This is a genomic window from Mycolicibacterium rutilum, assembly GCF_900108565.1.
GTDB lineage: Bacteria > Actinomycetota > Actinomycetes > Mycobacteriales > Mycobacteriaceae > Mycobacterium > Mycobacterium rutilum.
In genome coordinates, this window is the sequence record NZ_LT629971.1 from 5606902 (window position 1) to 5626050 (window position 19149).

The 19149-nt window shown below is 70.5% G+C and carries 18 protein-coding genes; 8 read left to right on the plus strand and 10 right to left on the minus strand.

Annotated features, from left to right (window positions below):
* Positions 1-162: 162 nt before the first annotated feature.
* Complete coding sequence (locus BLW81_RS27310) at positions 163-1626, minus strand: amino acid permease (RefSeq protein WP_083409910.1); 1464 nt, start codon at positions 1624-1626, stop codon at positions 163-165.
* Between the two features lie 54 nt (positions 1627-1680).
* Between BLW81_RS27310 and BLW81_RS27315 the strand changes: the two genes are divergently transcribed.
* Positions 1681-3051 (plus strand): FAD-dependent oxidoreductase, encoded by a 1371-nt coding sequence (locus BLW81_RS27315; RefSeq protein ID WP_083409911.1) that lies wholly within the window; start codon positions 1681-1683, stop codon positions 3049-3051.
* Between the two features lie 43 nt (positions 3052-3094).
* The gene (locus BLW81_RS27320) at positions 3095-4063 is read left to right on the plus strand and encodes a DUF808 domain-containing protein (protein WP_083409912.1); all 969 of its coding nucleotides are present in this window, start codon (positions 3095-3097) and stop codon (positions 4061-4063) included.
* Here BLW81_RS27320 and manA read toward each other — a convergent pair.
* The 4 genes from manA to BLW81_RS27340 all read right to left on the minus strand — a co-directional run bounded on the left by manA (position 4060) and on the right by BLW81_RS27340 (position 8288).
* Complete coding sequence (gene manA / locus BLW81_RS27325) at positions 4060-5286, minus strand: mannose-6-phosphate isomerase, class I (RefSeq protein WP_083409913.1); 1227 nt, start codon at positions 5284-5286, stop codon at positions 4060-4062. The genes BLW81_RS27320 and manA overlap by 4 nt on opposite strands.
* A gap of 4 nt (positions 5287-5290) precedes the next feature.
* Complete coding sequence (locus BLW81_RS27330; RefSeq protein WP_083409914.1) at positions 5291-6394, minus strand: TobH protein; 1104 nt, start codon at positions 6392-6394, stop codon at positions 5291-5293.
* Positions 6394-7791: a phosphomannomutase/phosphoglucomutase gene (locus BLW81_RS27335; RefSeq protein WP_083409915.1), complete on the minus strand. Its 1398-nt coding sequence runs from the start codon at positions 7789-7791 to the stop codon at positions 6394-6396. The genes BLW81_RS27330 and BLW81_RS27335 overlap by 1 nt, the downstream gene beginning before the upstream one ends.
* 77 nt (positions 7792-7868) lie before the next feature.
* Positions 7869-8288 carry a DUF3499 domain-containing protein gene (locus BLW81_RS27340; protein WP_083410858.1) on the minus strand — a complete coding sequence of 140 codons (420 nt, stop codon included), beginning with the start codon at positions 8286-8288 and terminating at the stop codon, positions 7869-7871.
* A gap of 159 nt (positions 8289-8447) precedes the next feature.
* On the opposite strand from BLW81_RS27340, the gene BLW81_RS27345 reads away from it, so the two are divergent.
* Positions 8448-8870 (plus strand): metallopeptidase family protein, encoded by a 423-nt coding sequence (locus tag BLW81_RS27345; protein WP_083410857.1) that lies wholly within the window; start codon positions 8448-8450, stop codon positions 8868-8870.
* Between the two features lie 13 nt (positions 8871-8883).
* Here BLW81_RS27345 and BLW81_RS27350 read toward each other — a convergent pair whose 3' ends face one another.
* Positions 8884-9147 carry a WhiB family transcriptional regulator gene (locus tag BLW81_RS27350; RefSeq protein WP_172799572.1) on the minus strand — a complete coding sequence of 88 codons (264 nt, stop codon included), beginning with the start codon at positions 9145-9147 and terminating at the stop codon, positions 8884-8886.
* 436 nt (positions 9148-9583) lie between these two features.
* Between BLW81_RS27350 and cofD the strand changes: the two genes are divergently transcribed.
* The 3 genes from cofD to BLW81_RS27365 are packed head-to-tail and all read left to right on the plus strand — an operon-like array spanning position 9584 to position 12476.
* Positions 9584-10603, plus strand: coding sequence for a 2-phospho-L-lactate transferase (gene cofD, locus BLW81_RS27355; RefSeq protein WP_083409916.1), 1020 nt, complete (start codon positions 9584-9586; stop codon positions 10601-10603).
* A complete protein-coding gene (locus BLW81_RS27360; RefSeq protein ID WP_083409917.1) occupies positions 10600-11943 on the plus strand; it encodes a coenzyme F420-0:L-glutamate ligase in 1344 nt (447 codons plus the stop codon). The genes cofD and BLW81_RS27360 overlap by 4 nt, the downstream gene beginning before the upstream one ends.
* Positions 11940-12476, plus strand: a complete 537-nt coding sequence (locus BLW81_RS27365) for an NUDIX hydrolase (RefSeq protein WP_083409918.1) — start codon at positions 11940-11942, stop codon at positions 12474-12476. Before BLW81_RS27360 ends, BLW81_RS27365 begins: the two co-directional genes overlap by 4 nt.
* A gap of 51 nt (positions 12477-12527) precedes the next feature.
* Here the strand turns inward: BLW81_RS27365 and manB are convergent, their stop codons facing one another.
* The 3 genes from manB to rfbD are packed head-to-tail and all read right to left on the minus strand — an operon-like array spanning position 12528 to position 15329.
* Positions 12528-13604, minus strand: coding sequence for a mannose-1-phosphate guanylyltransferase ManB (gene manB / locus BLW81_RS27370; protein WP_083409919.1), 1077 nt, complete (start codon positions 13602-13604; stop codon positions 12528-12530).
* Position 13605: 1 nt separating this feature from the next.
* Entirely contained in the window at positions 13606-14490 is an 885-nt protein-coding gene (locus BLW81_RS27375; protein WP_083409920.1) for a glycosyltransferase family 2 protein, read from the minus strand.
* Positions 14487-15329: a dTDP-4-dehydrorhamnose reductase gene (gene rfbD, locus BLW81_RS27380; RefSeq protein WP_235632362.1), complete on the minus strand. Its 843-nt coding sequence runs from the start codon at positions 15327-15329 to the stop codon at positions 14487-14489. The genes BLW81_RS27375 and rfbD overlap by 4 nt, the downstream gene beginning before the upstream one ends.
* A gap of 115 nt (positions 15330-15444) precedes the next feature.
* Between rfbD and BLW81_RS27385 the strand changes: the two genes are divergently transcribed.
* Together BLW81_RS27385 and BLW81_RS27390 are read left to right on the plus strand one after the other, a co-directional pair.
* Positions 15445-16905 (plus strand): LCP family protein, encoded by a 1461-nt coding sequence (locus tag BLW81_RS27385; protein ID WP_083409921.1) that lies wholly within the window; start codon positions 15445-15447, stop codon positions 16903-16905.
* Between the two features lie 2 nt (positions 16906-16907).
* Positions 16908-17621 carry a TIGR03089 family protein gene (locus BLW81_RS27390; protein WP_083409922.1) on the plus strand — a complete coding sequence of 238 codons (714 nt, stop codon included), beginning with the start codon at positions 16908-16910 and terminating at the stop codon, positions 17619-17621.
* Between the two features lie 124 nt (positions 17622-17745).
* Here BLW81_RS27390 and BLW81_RS27395 read toward each other — a convergent pair whose 3' ends face one another.
* A complete protein-coding gene (locus BLW81_RS27395) occupies positions 17746-19038 on the minus strand; it encodes a wax ester/triacylglycerol synthase domain-containing protein (protein WP_235632111.1) in 1293 nt (430 codons plus the stop codon).
* Positions 19039-19149: the final 111 nt, after the last annotated feature.

The window sequence follows — 19149 nt, forward strand, 5'->3', positions numbered from 1 at the left end:
TTGTGAGTGCCGTCACGTCGTCGACTTGACTATAGCGGCTCATATGTCGGCTGTCTAGACACGAACCTATGTTTTGTAAACCACCGCAGGGTGGCGAGCGCTCACCCTTGTACGGTTTCGAGCTTGAGCTCTGTACCAGGATGAGCGCTCGCCGATCGGGGATCAGCTGATGCCGGCGGACTCCCTGCGGCCCAGCACCGAGTTGCGGCGGCTGTACACGAAGTAGATGACGACGCCGATCGCCATCCAGATCAGGAACCGGATCCACGTCAGCGCGGTGAGGTTGAGCATCAGCCACACGCACGCCACGATCGAGGCGACCGGCAGCAGGGGCACGCCCGGCACGCGGAAACCGCGTTCGAGGTCGGGCCGCGTGCGGCGCAGCACGATCACGCCCGCCGACACCAGCACGAACGCGAACAGCGTGCCGATGTTGACCATCTCCTCGAGCTTGCCGATCGGGAAGACCGACGCGGTGATCGCCACCAGCACACCGACGATCAGCGTGATGCGCACCGGCGTCCCGTGAGTCCCCGTCTTGGCCAGCGACCGCGGCAGCAGGCCGTCGCGCGACATCGCGAACAACACCCGGGTCTGCCCGAGCACCAGCACGATCACCACCGTCGTCAACCCGGCCAGCGCGCCGATCGAGATGACCTTGGCCGCCCAGTCCACGCCGTTGAGCGCGAACGCCGTCGCGAGATTGGCCTCGGCGCCGGCGTCGCGCAGTTCGGTGTAGCGCACCATGCCGGTCAGCACCACCGACACCGCGATGTAGAGCACCGTCACGATCGCCAGCGAGGCGATGATGCCGCGCGCCACGTCGCGCTGCGGGTTCTTGGTCTCCTCGGCGGTGGTGGCGACGATGTCGAAGCCGATGAACGCGAAGAACACGATCGACGCGCCGGCGAGCAGGCCGTACCAGCCGTAGCTGCTGCCCTCGGCGCCGGTGATCAGCGAGAACAGCGACTGCTCGGTGCCGCTGCCGCCCTCCCCCGGCTGGGCCGGCGGGATGAACGGCGTGTAGTTGGCGGCCTTGATGTAGAACGCGCCGACGGCGACCACGAGCAGCACCACCGCGAGCTTGATCACCGTGATCACCAGGCTGACGCCCGCCGAGAGCTTGGTCCCCAGCGCCAGGATCGTGGTGACGAACGCGATGATCAGCAGCGCGCCCCAATCCAGTTGCACCGCACCGAAATCCGCGACACCGCCGCCGAAGTTGAACACGGTGCCTAGGTAACTCGACCAGCCCTTGGCCACGACCGCCGCCGCGACGGCGAACTCGAGGATGAGGTCCCAGCCGATGATCCAGGCGACGAATTCGCCGAATGTCGCGTACGAGAACGTGTATGCGCTGCCCGCCACGGGCACCGTCGAGGCGAACTCGGCGTAGCACAGCGCCGCCAGCCCACACGCGATCGCCGCGAGTACGAACGAAATCGAGATCGCCGGGCCGGTGAGGTTGCCCGCGGTCGACGCGGTGATCGTGAAGATGCCCGCGCCGATCACCACGGAGACGCCGAACACGGTGAGGTCCCACCAGTTCAGGTCCTTGCGCAACCGGGTGTCCGGTTCGTCGGTGTCGGCGATGGACTGCTCTACCGATTTGGTGCGCCGAGCCATCGCACGTCCTTTCGTGGGGTCCGTTCGGGCAATCTACCGAGTACTGTGCACCCGATGGGGCGGAGTTATAAACACGCGATCGTGATCGGCGCCAGCCTCGCGGGACTGTGCGCGGCGCGGGTGCTCTCCGACGTCAGTGACCGGGTGACGGTCTACGAGCGCGACGATCTGCCCGACGGCCCGGCCAACCGCGCGGCGGTTCCGCAGGACCGCCACGTCCACCTGCTGATGGCCCGCGGCGCCGCGGAGTTCGAGAGCCACTTCCCTGGCCTGCTCGAGGGCATGGTCGCCGACGGCGTCCCGATCCTGGAGAACCGTCCGGACTGCATCCACTTCGGGGCCGCCGGACATGTGCTGGGTACCGCGCACCGGTTGCAGAGCGAGTTCACCGCGTACGTGCCGAGCCGGCCGCAGCTGGAATGGCAGATCCGCAAGCGGGTGCAAGACCTCGCCAACGTCGAGGTGATCCGCGCCGGGGTCGACGAACCCAGCTACGACGCGGGCCGCGGCCGGGTCACCGGCGTCGTGCTCGACTCGGGCGAGCAGGTGCCCGCCGATCTGGTGGTCGACGCCACCGGGCGCGGCACCCGGCTGCCCGCCTGGCTGGAGAAGTGGGGTTATGGGCGGCCCCGCGAGGACGTCATCTTCGTCGGCATCGGCTACGCCAGCCAGCGGGTGCAGGTGCCCGACGGTCTGCTCGCCGAGAAGGTGGTGGTGGCGGGCGCGTCGCGGGAGCAGCCGCTGGGCATCGGGATGCTGTTCTACGAGGACGGCGTGTGGAACGTGACGACGTTCGGCGTCGGAAAGGTCGAGCCGCCACACGATTTCGCGGGGCTCTGCGACCTGGCCGACACCATCCTGCCCGCGCACGTGTCGGCCGCGCTGCGCCAGGGCACCCCGCTCGGCGAGATGGCGTTCCACAAGTATCCGGCGAGCCGCTGGCGCCGTTACGACAAGCTCGACCGACTGCCCGAGGGCATCCTGCCGTTCGGCGACGCCGTGGTCAGTTTCAACCCCACGTTCGGACAGGGCATGACGATGACGTCGCTGCAGGCCGGGCACCTGCGGCGGGCCGTGGCGACGCCGGGCGCCGACGTGGTCGGCGCCTGCATCCGCGACACCGCCAAGACCACGTTCCCGGTGTGGATGATGAACGCGATCGGCGATCTGACGCTGCACCGCGCGACCGGGCCGACGCCGTGGTGGTACAAGCCGGTCGGCGGGCTGTTCGACCAGTTCCTCGGGGCCGCCGAGTCCGATCCCGTTCTCGCGGAATGGTTCCTGCGCCGGTTCAGCCTGCTCGACAGCCTCTACATGGTCCCGTCGGCGCGCCTCGTCGGGCGGGCGATGCGGCACAACATGCGGATGTGGCTGGCCGAGCGCCGGGTTGCCCGGCGGCCGGACGCCGTGCCACAGTCGGCATGAGAACCGGCTCACCGGGTAACTTCATCCCCATGAAGGGCACGCGATGAGCGCCGGGTTGTTCGGGTTACTCGACGACGTCGCCGCGCTCGCCCGGTTGGCGGCGGCGTCGGTCGACGACATCGGCGCCGCGGCGGGGCGCGCGACCGCCAAGGCGGCGGGCGTCGTCGTCGACGACACCGCGGTGACCCCGCAGTACGTCCAGGGCATCACCGCCGACCGCGAACTGCCGATCATCAAGCGCATCGCGATCGGCTCGTTGCGCAACAAGCTGCTGTTCATCCTGCCCGCCGCGCTGCTGCTCAGTCAGTTCCTGCCGTGGCTGCTGACACCGCTGCTGATGCTCGGCGCGACCTATCTGTGCTTCGAGGGCGCGGAGAAGGTGTGGGGCCGCATCCGCGGTCACGACTCGCACGCCGCGCCGACGGCCACCGTCGGTGAGGACGCCGAGAACCAGATGGCCGCCGGCGCGATCCGCACCGACTTCATCCTGTCCGCCGAGATCATGGTCATCGCGCTCAACGAGGTTGCCGACCAAGCGTTCTGGCCGCGGCTGATCATCCTGGTCGTGGTCGCGATCGTGATCACGCTGGCGGTGTACGGCGTGGTCGGGTTGATCGTGAAGATGGACGACATCGGGCTGAACCTGGCCCAGCGGTCGTCGGGCGCGGTGCGCAAGATCGGCCGGGGCCTTGTCGCCGGGATGCCCAAGCTGCTGGCCGCGCTCTCCGCGATCGGCACTGTGGCGATGCTGTGGGTCGGCGGCCACATCCTGCTCGTCGGCACCGACGAACTCGGCTGGCACTTCCCCTACAGCGTCGTGCACCATCTCGAGGAGGCCGTGCACCACGCGGTGCCCGGTGTCGGCGGCGTGCTGACGTGGCTGGTCAACACCGCCGCCTCAGCGGTGATCGGCCTGGCGGTCGGCGCGGTGGTGGTCGCCATCGTGCACGTGCTGCCGTTCGGCAAGGCGCACAAGGACAGCAAGGACGCCAAGGACGGCGCCGCGCACTAGATGCCGACGGTGCTGCGGAACAGCGTCGTGGGCTCGGTCGCCGCGAGCCTGATCGGTCCGTCGTCGGCCGACACCCAGGCCGCCGAACCCTTCTGCAATGTGACCGTCCCGCCCTTGGCGTGCACGACCGTCGACCCCTCGGTGCACAGCAGGATCTGCGGACCGTCGTGCCGGGTCGGCGCGTCGATCTCGTGGCCGATCCGGTCGCCGTCGATCCGCAACACCGAGACCGCGAACTCGGGCGCCGGTGTCGGGTAGAGCGACTCGATACCGTCCTCGACGACCTCCGACCGGACCACCACGTCGGCCGCGGGGGTGAAGTCCAGCACCCGCAGCAACTCCGGCACGTCGACGTGCTTGGGCGTCAGCCCGCCGCGTAACACGTTGTCGGAGTTGGCCATCACCTCGACCCCGACGCCGTTGATGTAGGCGTGCAGATTCCCGGCCGGCAGGTAGATGCCCTCGCCGGGCTCGAGGGTGATCCGGTTCAACAGCAGCGACGCCAACACACCGGCGTCGCCGGGATAGCGTTCGCCGAGTTCGAGCACCGTCTTGGCCTCGTTGGCGAATTCGCTTTTGCCGGAACGCATGTAGTTGATCGCGCCGTCGATCACCGCGGGCACCAGCACGTCGAGATCGGGTTGCGGCGCGGTGATCCAGGTGGTGAACACCGCGCGCAGGCCACCCGCGTCGGGTTGGCCCGAGAGCAGGTGCACGAACGGGTCGAGGTCGGTGACCGCCAGCGCGCGCATCAACTCGATGGTGCGCGGCACCGGGCGGAAACCGGCGAGCGCCTCGAATTGGTCCAGCGCGACGATCAATTCGGGTTTGTGGCTGGGGTCGCGGTAGTTGCGGTTGGGCGCCGACACCGGGATCTGCAGCTTGTTCTCCCGCTCGAACCCCTCCGCGGCCTGCTCGGCGCTGGGATGGGCCTGCAGCGACAACGGTTCGTCGGCGGCGAGCACCTTGACCAGGAAGGGCAGCGTCTCACCGAACCGCGCGCACACCGCGGCGCCCAACTGCCCCTCGGGGTCGTCGCGCAGCGCGTCGATCAGCGACCGCTCACCGTCGTCCGTCTTGAGCATCGCCGGATCACCCGGATGGGCGCCGAACCACAGCTCAGCCTCCGGATGCGCTGTAGGACTTGGCCTTCCGGTGAACTCGGCGATCGCAGTCCGCGAACCCCACGCGTAGGTCCGCACCGCTCCTCGTAGCAGGTGCACTCGGCTAACCTCGCACTAGTCTCAGGTACACGGCCGTCATTTCCAACCGAACGGCCAGCAGCGCCAGCTGCTGTTCCAGCCGGCCCGCGGCGGTCGACTCCCCCTCCGGGCGGGCGGCCCCGTCGGCCAGTTCGGGCACGTCTTGGGCGCTGAGCACGTCGACGCCGTCCATGTCGGCGACGCGCGCCGCGACCACCGGACGGTCGCCCTCGGTGGTCAACACGAACGTCCGGACCCGCGCGGGCAACGGGCCGTCGATCTGTTCGTCGTGGAAGATCGAGCGTTCCCGGTCGTCGGCGGCGCCCATCCCGGTGCGCAGCGCCACCAGCGCGTCGGCCAGACCGACCGCGGCGACCGATCGGTGCGCGATCCGCAGCAGCACCGCCGCGCAGTGCCGCGCCAGCGCCAGCGTGGCGGCGGTGTCGCCGGCCAGCACGACGTCGCGGTCGGACATCTGCCCGGCCAGCGCCTTGGCGGGATTGGTGAACAGTTCCCGGGCCGCGCTGTTGCGCAGCGCCTCGGCATCGAGTTCGTCGGCCAGCGCGGCCAGGTCGACGCGCATGCCCGGGTCGACGACGTGCAGTGTCGCGAGCCCGGCCGCCAGGTAGCGCACCAGCCCGAAGTCGTCGCGCACCCACACCCGCGGGGGCAGCGGCACGGCGCGGCCGGCCGCGACGTCGCGCAGCGGCCCCTCGTACGGCGCGGCCACCACTACGCGGGCGCCGCGTCGCACGCCGGTCGCGGCGGCGTTCACCAGGGCGGGATCGGCCGGGTCGTCGCCGGCGACCACCAGCACGTCGAGCGGTCCGATCCACGGCGGCGCCTCGGCGGCCACGACGATCGGCGCGGCCAGCGATCCGCCCAGCGCGGCGGCCAGCAGCAGGCCCGCGGTCTCGGCGGTGCCGCGGCCGGCGACCCAGATCAGTGTCCGCGGCGGCCCGTCGGCGCGCAGCGGTTCGAGCTCACCCTCGTCGAGTGCGGCGGCCGTGGCCCGCACCTGTGCCCCCGCCGTCGCCGCCGCCCGCAGCAGACCCTCGCGGTCGGCGTCGAGCAGACCCGCCGTGTCGTCGAGGTCGATCACGGCGGTCGAAGACGAGGGGCCCACCATCAGGGCGCCGCCTCGGAAGGCGCCGGAGTGCGCGCCTGCACCGTCGCCGACACCTGCCCGACGATCGCGTCCACCTCGTCGGCGGTGCGGGCCTCGACGTTGAGCCGCAGCAGCGGTTCGGTGTTGGACATGCGCAGGTTGAACCAGGCGCCGTCGCCGAGGTCGACGGTCACGCCGTCGAGGTGATCGAGCGCGTGGATCCGCGCGCCGAACGCCTTGAGCACGTCGTCGACACAGGCCTGGGCGTCGGCGACGGTGAAGTTGATCTCGCCGGACGCCTCGTAACGCTGGTAGTCGGCCATCAGCTCGGACAGCGGCCGGTCCTGCTCACCGAGCGCGGCCAGCACGTGCAGCGCGGCCAGCATGCCGGAGTCGGCGCCCCAGAAGTCGCGGAAGTAGTAGTGAGCGGAGTGCTCGCCGCCGAAGATGGCGCCGGAGTCGGCCATCAGCGCCTTGATGTAGGAGTGGCCGACACGGCTGCGCACGGGAGTACCGCCCCGCTCGGTCACCAACTCCGGCACCGCGCGTGAGGTGATCAAGTTGTGAATCACGGTCGCGCCGATCTCCCTGCCCAGTTCGCGCGCGGCGACCAGTGCGGTCACCGCCGAGGGCGAGACCGGATGCCCCTTCTCGTCGACGACGAAACACCGGTCGGCGTCGCCGTCGAAGGCCAGCCCGATGTCGGCGCCGGTCTGCACGACGTAGGCCTGCAGATCGGCCAGGTTGGCCGGCTCCAGGGGGTTGGCCTCGTGGTTGGGGAAGGTGCCGTCGAGCTCGAAGTACAGCGGCTCCAACGTGATCGACTCGACCGGGCCGAGCACCGCGGGCGTCGTGTGACCGGCCATCCCATTGCCCGCGTCGACGGCGACCTTCATCGGCCGCAGACCGGGCAGGCTGACCAGCGACCGCAGGAACTCGCCGTAGTCGGCGAGCACGTCGCGGTCACTGACCGAGCCGCGCGGGCCGTCGTGACCGGGCACGCCGGCGATGACCTCCTCGGCGATGACCGAGAGCCCGGTGTCCTTGCCGACCGGCTTGGCGCCGGCCCGGCACAGCTTGATGCCGTTGTAGGCGGCCGGATTGTGGCTTGCGGTGAACATCGCGCCCGGGCAGTCGAGCAGTCCGGAGGCGAAGTAGAGCTGATCGGTCGACGCCAAACCGATCCGCACCACGTCGAGCCCCTGCGCGTTCACCCCGTTGGCGAACGCCGCAGCAAGCGCCGGCGAACTCTCCCGCATGTCGTAGCCGACGACGATCTGGGAGGCGTGATCGCGGACCAGCCGGGCGAAGGCGCCGCCGACGTCGGCGACGAACGCTTCGTCGAGTTCCTCGCCGACCAGGCCGCGCACGTCATAGGCCTTGATGACGCGATGAACACCCGCGGCGGGCCGAGACATAGATCTCCTTGTGATGTGGACAACTGCTGGCGCCAGCCTAACCGGCCGGGCAGACGTCTACGGGTTCGAGTGGAGGGCTAGTCGGTGGGATCGGGCAACACCCGCAAATGCCCGCGGCGTCGGCCGGTGGACTCGGGTCGCCGCGCCGGCGCGGCCATCAGTGAGCCGCCGGACGCGCCGGTGGCCGGATCGGAGAAACCGGCCACCACGCCGTTCACCGGCGGCGCCACGTCGCGTCCTTCGCGGACCGCGTCGGCGAGCGCGACGAGGTCGTCCTCGTCGGGGTGTGCGGGCAGCGGGCCGGCGTGGCGCACGAGTTCCCAACCGCGCGGGGCGGTGACGCGGCCGGCGTGCACCACGCACAGGTCCCACGAGTGGGGTTCGGCCACCGTGGCCAGGGGGCCGACGACTGCCGTCGAGTCCGCGTAGACGAAGGTCAGCGTCGCGACCGCATAGTGCGGACACCCGGGCCGGCAGCAGCGACGGGGAACGTTCACAGCCGAGAATCTATCGTGGTCGCACGCCACACGCCGCCGGACACGCGCAGCCACCGGACGGCCGATCTCCAACCGTTACGATCGGCGGTGATCGCCCACGAGAGGAGCACGGACCCGGTGGCCAAGCGGGGATACCTGCGCTCGCGCCGCGGCCGCGAGATGCGCGGGCCGCTGCTGCCGCCCACGGTTCCGGGATGGCGCAGCCGCGCCGAACGCTTCGACATGGCGGTGCTGGAGGCCTACGAGCCGATCGAGCGGCGGTGGCAGGACCGGCTGACGGGCCTTGATGTGGCGGTCGACGAGATTCCGCGGCTCGCACCGAAAGATCCCGACAGTGTGCAGTGGCCGCCGGAGGTGATCGCCGACGGACCGATCGCCCTGGCCCGGCTGATCCCGGCCGGCGTCGACGTCCGCGGCAACGCCACTCGGGCGCGAATCGTGTTGTTCCGCAAACCAATCGAGCGACGGGCCAAAGACACCGTCGAACTCGAAGACCTGCTGCATGAGGTTCTGGTGGCCCAGGTGGCCACGTATCTGGGGGTGGAGCCCTCGGTCATCGACCCGACGATCGACGACGAGTAGCCCGCGCGGCCCGTTAGATGATGCCGCGCTTGAGCCGACGACGCTCGCGCTCGGACAGCCCGCCCCAGATGCCGAAGCGTTCGTCGTGCGCCAGTGCGTACTCGAGGCAGGCGTCGCGCACCTCGCAGCCTTGGCAGATCCGCTTGGCTTCGCGCGTCGAGCCCCCCTTCTCCGGGAAGAAGGCCTCGGGGTCGGTCTGCGCGCACAACGCGCGCTCCTGCCACAAGTCGTCTTCCGGTGTCAGTGCCGGCGCAACATCAATCGGATCTGGCACCAGACTTAACTGGGGACGCCGCGGCGTCTCAACCGGTGCCGGTCCGGAATTGGTGTGCGGCGCGCTGTCTACTGAGCCGAAAAATCGGTTGTCGAACGGGACAACGCGATCGAAATCGCCTTGCTCAAAAGACATCTTCCGCCTCCTCACCTGGTCTCGTTGATCCCCTATACAGCCACACACCGAGGCGTGCGACCCCTCCAATTCGAACAAGTGATCGAATCTCGGTCTGCGGCACCGGAACCGGTTGGCCTACCGGGAAATGACACTGGTGTGATTACACACGCGTTAGCTGCCCCGGTCAAGCGCTGGAACAGGAATTCATACCATTCCGTGATCCAAATACGGCGAGTCGTGACTCGGCGTGTCCGTCACAGCGGCCGGCCTGCGGCGCTCCTGCCCGAACCAATTCCCGTCCAACGGCCTACGCTCGGTCGCTGTGAAGGTCACAGTTCTGGTCGGCGGCGTCGGTGGCGCCAGGTTCCTGCTCGGTGTCCAACATCTGCTGGGACTGGGGCAATTCGGTGTCACTGGTGGTGCTGCTGATACTGATGATACTGATGCGCATGAACTTACCGCAGTGGTGAATGTCGGTGACGACGCCTGGATGTTCGGAGTGCGGATCTGCCCCGACCTCGACACGTGCATGTACACCCTCGGCGGCGGCATCGATCCCGAGCGCGGGTGGGGGCACCGCAACGAAACCTGGCACGCCAAGGAGGAACTCGCGGCCTACGGCGTGCAGCCGGACTGGTTCGGCCTCGGCGACCGCGATCTGGCCACCCACCTCGTACGCAGCCAGATGCTGCGCGCCGGCTATCCGCTGTCCCAAGTCACCGAGGCGCTGTGCAAGCGGTGGTCGCCCGGCGCGCGGCTGCTGCCCGTCACCGACGACCGCAGCGAAACCCACGTCGTCATCACCGATCCCGGCCCCGGCGAGCAGACCGGCGAGAAGCACGCGATCCACTTCCAGGAGTGGTGGGTGCGCCATCGCGCGAAGGTGCCGACACACAGCTTCGCGTTCGTCGGCGCCGAGAAGGCCACCGCGGGACCCGGTGTGACCGAGGCGATCGAGACCGCCGACGTGGTGCTGCTGGCACCGTCGAACCCGGTGGTCAGCATCGGCGCCATCCTCGCCGTGCCCGGCATCCGCGGCGCGCTGCGCTCGACGGATGCGCCGGTGATCGGCTACTCCCCGATCATCGGCGGAAAGCCGTTGCGCGGCATGGCCGATGAATGTCTGTCGGTGATCGGTGTGGAGAGCACCTCGGAGGCGGTCGGCAGGCACTTCGGTGCGCGGTCGGGCGTCGGGATCCTCGACGGCTGGCTCGTGCACGAGGGCGACCACGCCGACATCGACGGCGTCGAGGTGCGCTCGGCGCCGCTGTTGATGACCGATCCCGCGACGACGGCCGAGATGGTCCGCGCGGGAATCGATCTCGCCGGGGTCAAACCGTGACCGAGCACGGCTCGGCTGCCGCCGTCGAACTGCTGCCCGTACCCGGCCTGCCCGAGTTCCGGCCCGGTGACCACCTCGCCGCGGCGATCGCGGCGGCCGCACCGTGGCTGCGCGACAACGACGTTCTGGTCGTCACCAGCAAGGTGCTGTCCAAGTGCGAGGGCCGCATCGTCGACGCCCCGGCCGACCCCGAGGAACGCGACGTGCTGCGCCGCAAGCTCATCGACGCCGAGGCGGTGCGGGTGCTGGCCCGCAAGGGCCGCACCTTGATCACCGAGAACGCGATCGGGCTCGTCCAGGCCGCCGCCGGGGTCGACGGGTCCAACGTCGACTCCGCCGAACTCGCGCTGCTACCAGTCGATCCCGACGGCAGCGCAGCGGCGCTGCGGACCGGGCTGCGGGAGCGGCTCGGGGTGTCGGTCGGCGTCGTCGTCACCGACACGATGGGGCGCGCGTGGCGCAACGGGCAGACCGACGTCGCGATCGGCGCCGCCGGGCTGACCGTGCTGCACGGCTACGGCGGTTCGGTGGACCGGCACGGCAACGAGTTGATCGTCACCGAGATCGCCGTCGCCGACGAGATCGCCGCGGCCGCCGACCTGGTGAAGGGCAAGCTGACCGACATCCCGGTCGCGGTGGTGCGCGGACTTCACTTGCCCGACGACGGATCCACCGCGCGCAGGCTCGTGCGCGCGGGTGAAGAGGACCTGTTCTGGCTGGGCACCGAGGAGGCGATCGCGCTCGGCCGGTCGCAGGCCCAGCTGCTGCGCCGCTCGGTGCGCCGGTTCTCCGCCGAGCCCGTCGCACCCGAACTCGTGGAAGCCGCTGTGGCCGAGGCGCTCACCGCACCGGCGCCGCACCACACCCGGCCGGTGCGGTTCGTGTGGCTGCGCGACCGGGACCGGCGCATCGCGCTGCTGGACCGGATGAAGGACAAGTGGCGCGCCGACCTCACCGGCGACGGCAGGCCCGCCGACTCCGTCGAACGCCGTGTGCAGCGGGGCCAGATCCTCTACGACGCGCCCGAAGTCGTGATCCCGTTCCTGGTGCCCGACGGTGCGCACGCCTACCCCGACGCCGAGCGCACCGCCGCCGAACGCACCATGTTCACGGTCGCGGTCGGCGCCGCCGTGCAGGGCCTGCTGGTGGCGCTGGCGGTGCGCGAGGTGGGCAGCTGCTGGATCGGCTCGACGATCTTCGCCGCCGACGAGGTACGCGCGGAGCTGGACCTGCCCGCCGACTGGGAACCGTTGGGCGCCATCGCGATCGGCTATCCCGAGGACGGTCCGACGCCGCCGCGCGACCCGGTGCCCGTCGACGGCCTGTTGGTGGTCAAGTGAGCCTGCACGCCTCGGCCGTTGCGACGCTGACGAATTGGCGTGCGCCCGATCCCGCGCAGGACTCGTTGCGGCACGCGGTGCTGGCGTTCCTGGCGGCCCGCGAGGACGGCTGTCTGCGATCCTGCGCACCCGGGCACGTCACCGGTTCGGCGCTGGTGCTCGATAACACCGGGAGCCACGCGCTGCTGACGCTGCATCCGCGGTTCGGCCGGTGGCTGCAGCTCGGCGGCCACTGCGAGCCCGATGATCCCGACATCGTCGCGGCCGCGCTGCGGGAGGCGACCGAGGAGTCCGGCGTCGAGGGTCTGACAATCGATCCGGAACCCGCGGCGCTGCACGTACATCCGGTGACGTGTTCGCTGGGCGTGCCGACGCGCCACCTCGACGTGCAGTTCGTCGTGCGCGCGCCCGCCGGCGCCGAGATCGCGGTCAGCGACGAGTCGCTGGACCTGCGGTGGTGGCCGCTGGACGCGTTGCCCGAGGACTCCGATTTCGGCCTCACCCAACTGGCGGCGGCGGCCCGCAACCGATGATTTCGGTGCACTCCTGATCGCTCAGCGACCGGTAGCGCACCGAAATCGCAACTAGACGTCGGTCGAGAAGCGGATGCCGCCGTCCGGGATCGTCACACCCGGCCACACCCGCGCGCCACGCAACAACTCGCAGCGGGCGCCGACGTCCGCGCCGTCGCCGATCACCCCGTCGCGGATCAACGCCCGCGGCCCGATCCGCGCGCCGAAACCGATGATCGAGCGTTCGATCACCGCGCCGGCGCCGACCTTCGCGCCGTCAAAGATCACCGCGCCGTCAAGCCTTGCGCCACCGGCGATCTCGGCGCCGCGGCCGACCACGGTGCCGCCGATCAACAACGCGCCGGGGGCGACGCTGGCGCCGTCGTGCACCAGCTCCTCGCCGCGGTGCCCGCCGAGCGCGGGCGAGGGCGCGATGCCGCGGACCAGGTCTGCCGAGCCCCGGACGAAGTCCTCGGGGGTGCCCATGTCGCGCCAGTAGGTCGAGTCGACGTAGCCGCACACCCGCAAACCGTCGGACAGCAGGCCCGGGAACACCTCCCGCTCCACCGACAGCGCCCGGTCGCTGGGGATGCGGTCGATGACCTCGCGCTTGAATACGTAGCAGCCGGCGTTGATCTGGTCGGTCGGCGGGTCCTGCGTCTTCTCCAGGAACGCGGTCACCATGCCGTCGCCGTCGGTCGGCACGCAGCCGAACGCGCGCGGGTCCCCGACCCGCACCAGGTGCAGCGTGACGTCGGCGCCGTTGTCCTCGTGGCAGTTCAGCAGCGCACGCAGGTCCGCGCCCGAGAGCACGTCGCCGTTGAACACCAGCGCGGTGTCGTGGCGCAGCTTGGGCGCCACGTTGGCGATGCCGCCGCCGGTGCCCAGCGGTTCGTTCTCCACGACGTACTCGATCTGCAGGCCGAGCTTGGAGCCGTCGCCGAACTCGGACTCGAACACGCCCGCCTTGTAGGACGTGCCGAGGATGACGTGCTCGATACCGGCGTCGGCGATCCGCGACAGCAGATGCGTCAGGAACGGCAGCCCGGCCGTCGGCAGCATCGGCTTGGGCGCCGAGAGAGTGAGCGGCCGCAGCCGCGTGCCAAGACCACCGACCAGAATGACGGCGTCGACCTCCGCGGGATTCACGCTAGCGCCGTCCTTTCGCTCGGTTGCGCTTCGAGTTCCGGACCACCAGGCTCGCGCGCGCGGCGAGCGAGGCCCGGATCGTCCAGCGCAGCGGCCCCTGCCACCACTTCGGATACCGATCCGCGAGGAAAGTGTAGGTGCTCCGATGATGGGCAGCCAAGTTGCGCGCCGGGTCGCGGCCAGTCGAGTGACCCTTGTCGTGCAAAACCTCCGCCGCGGGCACGTAGACGTTCTGCCAACCGGCCTGCGACAGGCGATCACCCAGGTCGACGTCCTCCATGTACATGAAATAGCGCTCGTCGAAGCCCGAGATCTCCTCGAACGCCGAGCGCCGCAGCAACAGACACGATCCCGAGAGCCAGCCGACGGGGCGTTCGCTGGGCTGCTGTCGCTCCTGACGGTACTCGGCGGTCCACGGGTTCGATTTCCACACCGGGCCGACGACCGCGTGCATGCCGCCGCGCACCAGGCTCGGCTGGTGGCGCGCCGACGGGTACACCGAGCCGTCGGGGTCACGGATCAGCGGCCCCAGCGCACCGGCGCGCGGCCAGCGCGCCGCGGCCTCCAGCATCAGGTCGATGCTGCGCGGGCCCCACTGCACGTCGGGGTTGGCGACGACGAAGAAGTCCGAGTAGTCCGCCTTCGACAGGTACTCCGCGGCGGCCCGGTTCACCGCGGTGCCGTAGCCCACGTTGGCGCCGGTGCGCAGCAGCCGGGCGTTGGGATAGCGCTCGAGCGCTTCCTCGGGTGTCCCGTCAATCGAGCCGTTGTCGGCCATGATCACTGTCACCGACCGGTCGGTGGCGTGCGCAAGCGACGCGAGGAACCGGTCCAGGTGTGGTCCCGGTGAATACGTCACCGTGATCACGACCAGTTCGTCACTCACGGCGTAGAGGGTATCGGGCGGTGCGGGCCCGCCGCCGCGAGCGCGGCATGCAGCGCCTCGCGCCACGGCCGCAGCGGAGTCAGCCCGGCCTCGGTCGAGCGCCGCCCCGACAGCGCCGAGTACGGCGGCCGCGGGGCCGGCCGCGGATGCCGGTCGCTGCCCACCGGCCGCACCCGCTCCGGGTCGGCGCCGACGGCCTCGAACACCGCCCGCGCCTGATCGAAGCGGCTGGCCTCCCCCGCGTTGGCGGCGTGCAGCAGCGGCGCGGAGACTCCGCCGCCGGCGATCTGCAGCAGCGCCGCCACCAGGTCACCCACGTAGGTGGGCGAGCCGATCTGGTCGGCCACCACGTCGACCGTCCCGTCGCCGGCCGCCGCCCGCCGCATGGCCGCCGCGAAGTCGGTGCCGTCGGCGCCCTCGTACACCCACGCCGTGCGCACCACGCACGCGCCGGGCAGCGCCGCGTGCACGGCCGCCTCACCGGCCAGCTTGGTCCGGCCGTAGACGTTGACCGGGCCGGTCGGGTCGTCGATGTCATAGGGCCGCCGCTGTGTGCCCGAGAACACGTAATCGGTGGAGATGTGAATCAGCCCCGCACCGGCTGCGGCGCAGGCCCGGGCGATGTGGGCGGGGCCGTCGGCGTTGACCGCATGCGCGCGGGCCTGATCGGCTTCGGCGGCGTCGACGGCGGTGAACGCGGCGCAGTTGATGACGACGTCGCCGCCCTCGACGAAACGCGCGGCCGCCGACGCGTCGGTGATGTCCCAGTCCGCCGAGGTCAGGGCCAGCACCTCGCGGCCCTGTCGGCGGGCCTGAGCTGCCAGGACGCGGCCGACCATCCCGCCCGCGCCCGCAATAACGATTCGGCCAGACTCGGAGAAAGACACGGTCACGAGTCTGGCACGCCGACTCCGGCTACCCGGTCAACGCCGCTGTCGCCAGTAGCCTGGGCTGATGCCCGGTCGAATGCTGCGCGTCATCGCTGTGTCGGCGGCCCTGGCGGTCGTCATCGGGACGGGCGTGGCCTGGGGCAAGATCCGCTCGTTCGAATCGGGCATCAACCACATCTCGCCGGTGGCGCTGGGCGAGGGCGGCGAGGACGGCGCGATCGACGTGCTGCTGGTCGGCATGGACAGCCGCACCGACGCCCACGGCAACCCGCTGTCGGCGGAGGAATTGGCCACGCTGCGCGCCGGTGACGACGAGGCCACCAACACCGACACGATCATCTTGATCCGCATCCCCAACAACGGGAAGTCCGCCACCGCGATCTCGATCCCCCGCGACTCGTATGTCGAGGCGCCCGGTGTCGGCAAGATGAAGATCAACGGCGTCTACGGGTCCGTGCACGCCGAGAAGATGATCGAACTGGTCGAGCAGGACGGCGAGGACCCCGCGCAGGCGCAGCCGCAGGCCACCGAGGCCGGCCGCGAGGCGCTGATCAAGACCGTCGCCAATCTCACCGGCGTGACCGTCGACCACTACGCCGAGATCGGCCTGCTCGGCTTCGCGCTGATCACCGATGCGCTCGGCGGTGTCAACGTCTGCCTGAAAGAGGCTGTGTACGAACCGCTTTCGGGAGCCGACTTCCCCGCCGGCTGGCAGAAGCTGAACGGTCCGCAGGCTTTGAGTTTCGTGCGTCAGCGCCACGACCTGCCGCGCGGTGACCTGGACCGGGTCACCCGTCAGCAGTCGGTGATGGCGTCGCTGGCCCACGACGTGATCTCGAGCAAGACGCTGTCGAGCCCGGCCACGCTGAACCGGCTCGAGGACGCCGTGCAGCGCTCGGTGGTGCTCTCCGACGGTTGGGACGTCATGCAATTCGCCGAGCAGCTGCAGAAGCTCGCCGCGGGCAACGTCGCGTTCGCCACCATCCCGGTGCTGCAGGAGAACGGCTGGAGCGACGACGGCATGCAGAGCGTGGTGCGGATCGATCCGGCCGAGGTCAAGAGCTGGGTCGACGGCCTGCTGCACGACCAGGACGAGGGCAAGACCGAAAAGCTCGCCTACACCCCGGACAAGACCACCGCCGAGGTCGTCAACGCCACCGACATCAACGGCCTGGCCGCCGCGGTGTCGGCGGTGCTGACCAACAAGGGGTTCACCCCCGGCCCCACCGGCAACCACGAGGGCGATCCGGTCAGCGGCAGCCAGGTGCGGGCAGCCAAAGCCGACGACCTTGGCGCGCAAGCCGTTTCGCAGGACCTCGGCGGACTGCCGGTCGTCGAGGACCCGACGGTGCCCGCGGGCGCGGTGCGGGTCGTGCTGGCCGCCGACTACTCGGGACCGGGATCCGACGGCACCGACCCGACGACCGCGACCGCCGATCCCGTCGCCATCGGTTCCACCGAGGCCGCGCCGCCGCCGTCGCCGATCCTCACCGCGGGTTCCGACGACCCGGCGTGCGTCAACTAGACGTGGCGACACTCAGTTCGGCGATCCTCGATCCGCTGATGGCATCGGACCCCGCCGGTCCGCGCATCACCTACTACGACGACGCCACCGGTGAGCGCATCGAGCTCTCGACGGCGACGCTGGCCAACTGGGCGGCCAAGACCGCCAACCTGTTACGCGACGAGCTCGGCGCGGGACCGGCCAGCCGCGTCGCGGTGTTGCTGCCCGCACACTGGCAGACCGCCGCGGTGCTGTTCGGAATCTGGTGGATCGGAGCCGAAGTCGTGCTGCCCGGCCCGGGGATCGAGGCCGACGTCGCGCTGTGCACGGCGGACCGGCTGACGGAAGCCGACGCCGCCGTGGGCATGGGCGAGGTCGCGGTGCTGTCGATGGACCCGTTCGGCAAGCCCGCCCCCGACCTGCCGGTCGGGGTGACCGACTACGCGACCGCCGTGCGGGTGCACGGGGACCAGATCACGCCCGAACGCTCGCCGGGACCGGCGCTGGCCGGCCGCAGCGCCGACGACGTGCTGGCCGCCGCCCGGGAATCGGCTGCGGCACAAGGTCTTACGGCAACAGACCGGGTGCTGTCGAGCGCGCCCTGGGGCAGCGCCGACGAGCTCGTGCGGAACCTGATCGCCGTGTTCGCCGTCGGCGCCTCGCTGGTGCAGGTCGCCAACGCCGACCCGGCGGCCCTCGACCGGCGCAGGCAGACGGAGAGGGTCACCCGCGGCTGACGCCGTCCATGACCTGGGTGTGCTGGTGCGGGTGCCCAAGCGTCCCGCCGACATCGCGCGCCGCATCGAGACCGCCCGCGCGCTCTATCACCGCCTGGCGTCGCTCCGGAACTGACGAGCGCCGTCAGCGGCGCAGCACGAAGGTCAACCGGTCCAGATAGGCGTCGACGTCGGCGATCACCGAACGCGTCGTGTGCACGCTGATCGCCACCGTGTCACCGATGCGGTGCACGCCGTGCGTCAGCCCCATCATCGGCATCAGCGACGGGTAGGACGCGGTGAGCACCACCGGGCAGCCGCCGAAGCTCAGATCTGCCTCCCCCCGCTCGACACTGGACACGACCGTGTTGCCACGCACCATCGACCAGTTGTCGTCGGGGTTTAGGCGCCAGACGCCCGCCCAGCGCACCGGTGCGGGCACCCCGTCGAAGGCCAGCCGCGCGTCGGCCGGCATCTGGGCGTCCCGTCGCCGAATGCTCATCAGGTCCTCGATGATGCGGGCATACCGTTCGGCCGTCGTCGGGGCGTCGGGATACAGGCCGACGCCGTGCACGGCGAAGTGGTTACGCGCCGTCGGCTTACCGGGTTTGGCGATCGCCACCTCGGCCGTGAGCGCCGACACGTCCTCACCCTGGTCCCTCAGGTGCCCGGCCAACGCATCCGACACCGCGACGAGCGCCCCGACCAACACCGTCGGGCCGGGGAGTTGGTCGCGGTGACACGCGACGGTCCGCAACACGCTCGGACCGTGCGGCCGGGCGTTGGTGCTCAGCGCCGGCACCGGCGGCTTCTCCGGCGGGAGCTCCCCGGATTCTCGGCGGCGCGCGAGCCGTTTGCGGACCCGGTACGCATCGACGACGTCACGCAGCGGACGGGTCCGGCCGGCCTGCTCGACCGGCACCGGCGCCGCCGCCCGCCCGAACAACTGCGCGGCCAGCGCCGCCGTGCGGGTGCCGTCACCGAGCGCATGCGTCATCTGCAGCACCACCACGGTCGCGACACCGTCGTGCCCCGGCACGTCGCGCACCTCGCGGAAGACGTGCAGACGCCAGGTGTTCCGCCGCGGGTCCAGTTGGCGCTGCATCAACCCGGCCAGCGAGTCGAGGACCTGCTGCCAACCCAGGCCGGCCGTCGGCCACACATCGACGCTGTGCGACCCGATCGGAGCCCCCGAAACCCAGTCGGGGAAGCGCAGATTGAGTGTGTGCGGCCGGACCCGCAGCCCGAAGTCGGCACACCGGCGCGCGCGCTCGAGCACGTCGTCGACGGCCTGCTCGACGGAATCGGGGGTGCCCGCGAACGCATAGGCCAGGAACTGGTCGGTGGCAAACTTCGTCGCCAGCCAGTACCACATCGCGTCCACCGGACGCATGGGTTCCACGGCCGCCGTCGGCGGCGGGGTCACCATGGTCTCCATGCCGTCCAGTCAACCAGTTCGCACCGGCCCCGGCACGGCCACACGTGGCGAGCAGCAGCACGCGCCGCTGAGCTAACATGCGGGGGCCGGGGCGAAGCAGGCGGCGACTGG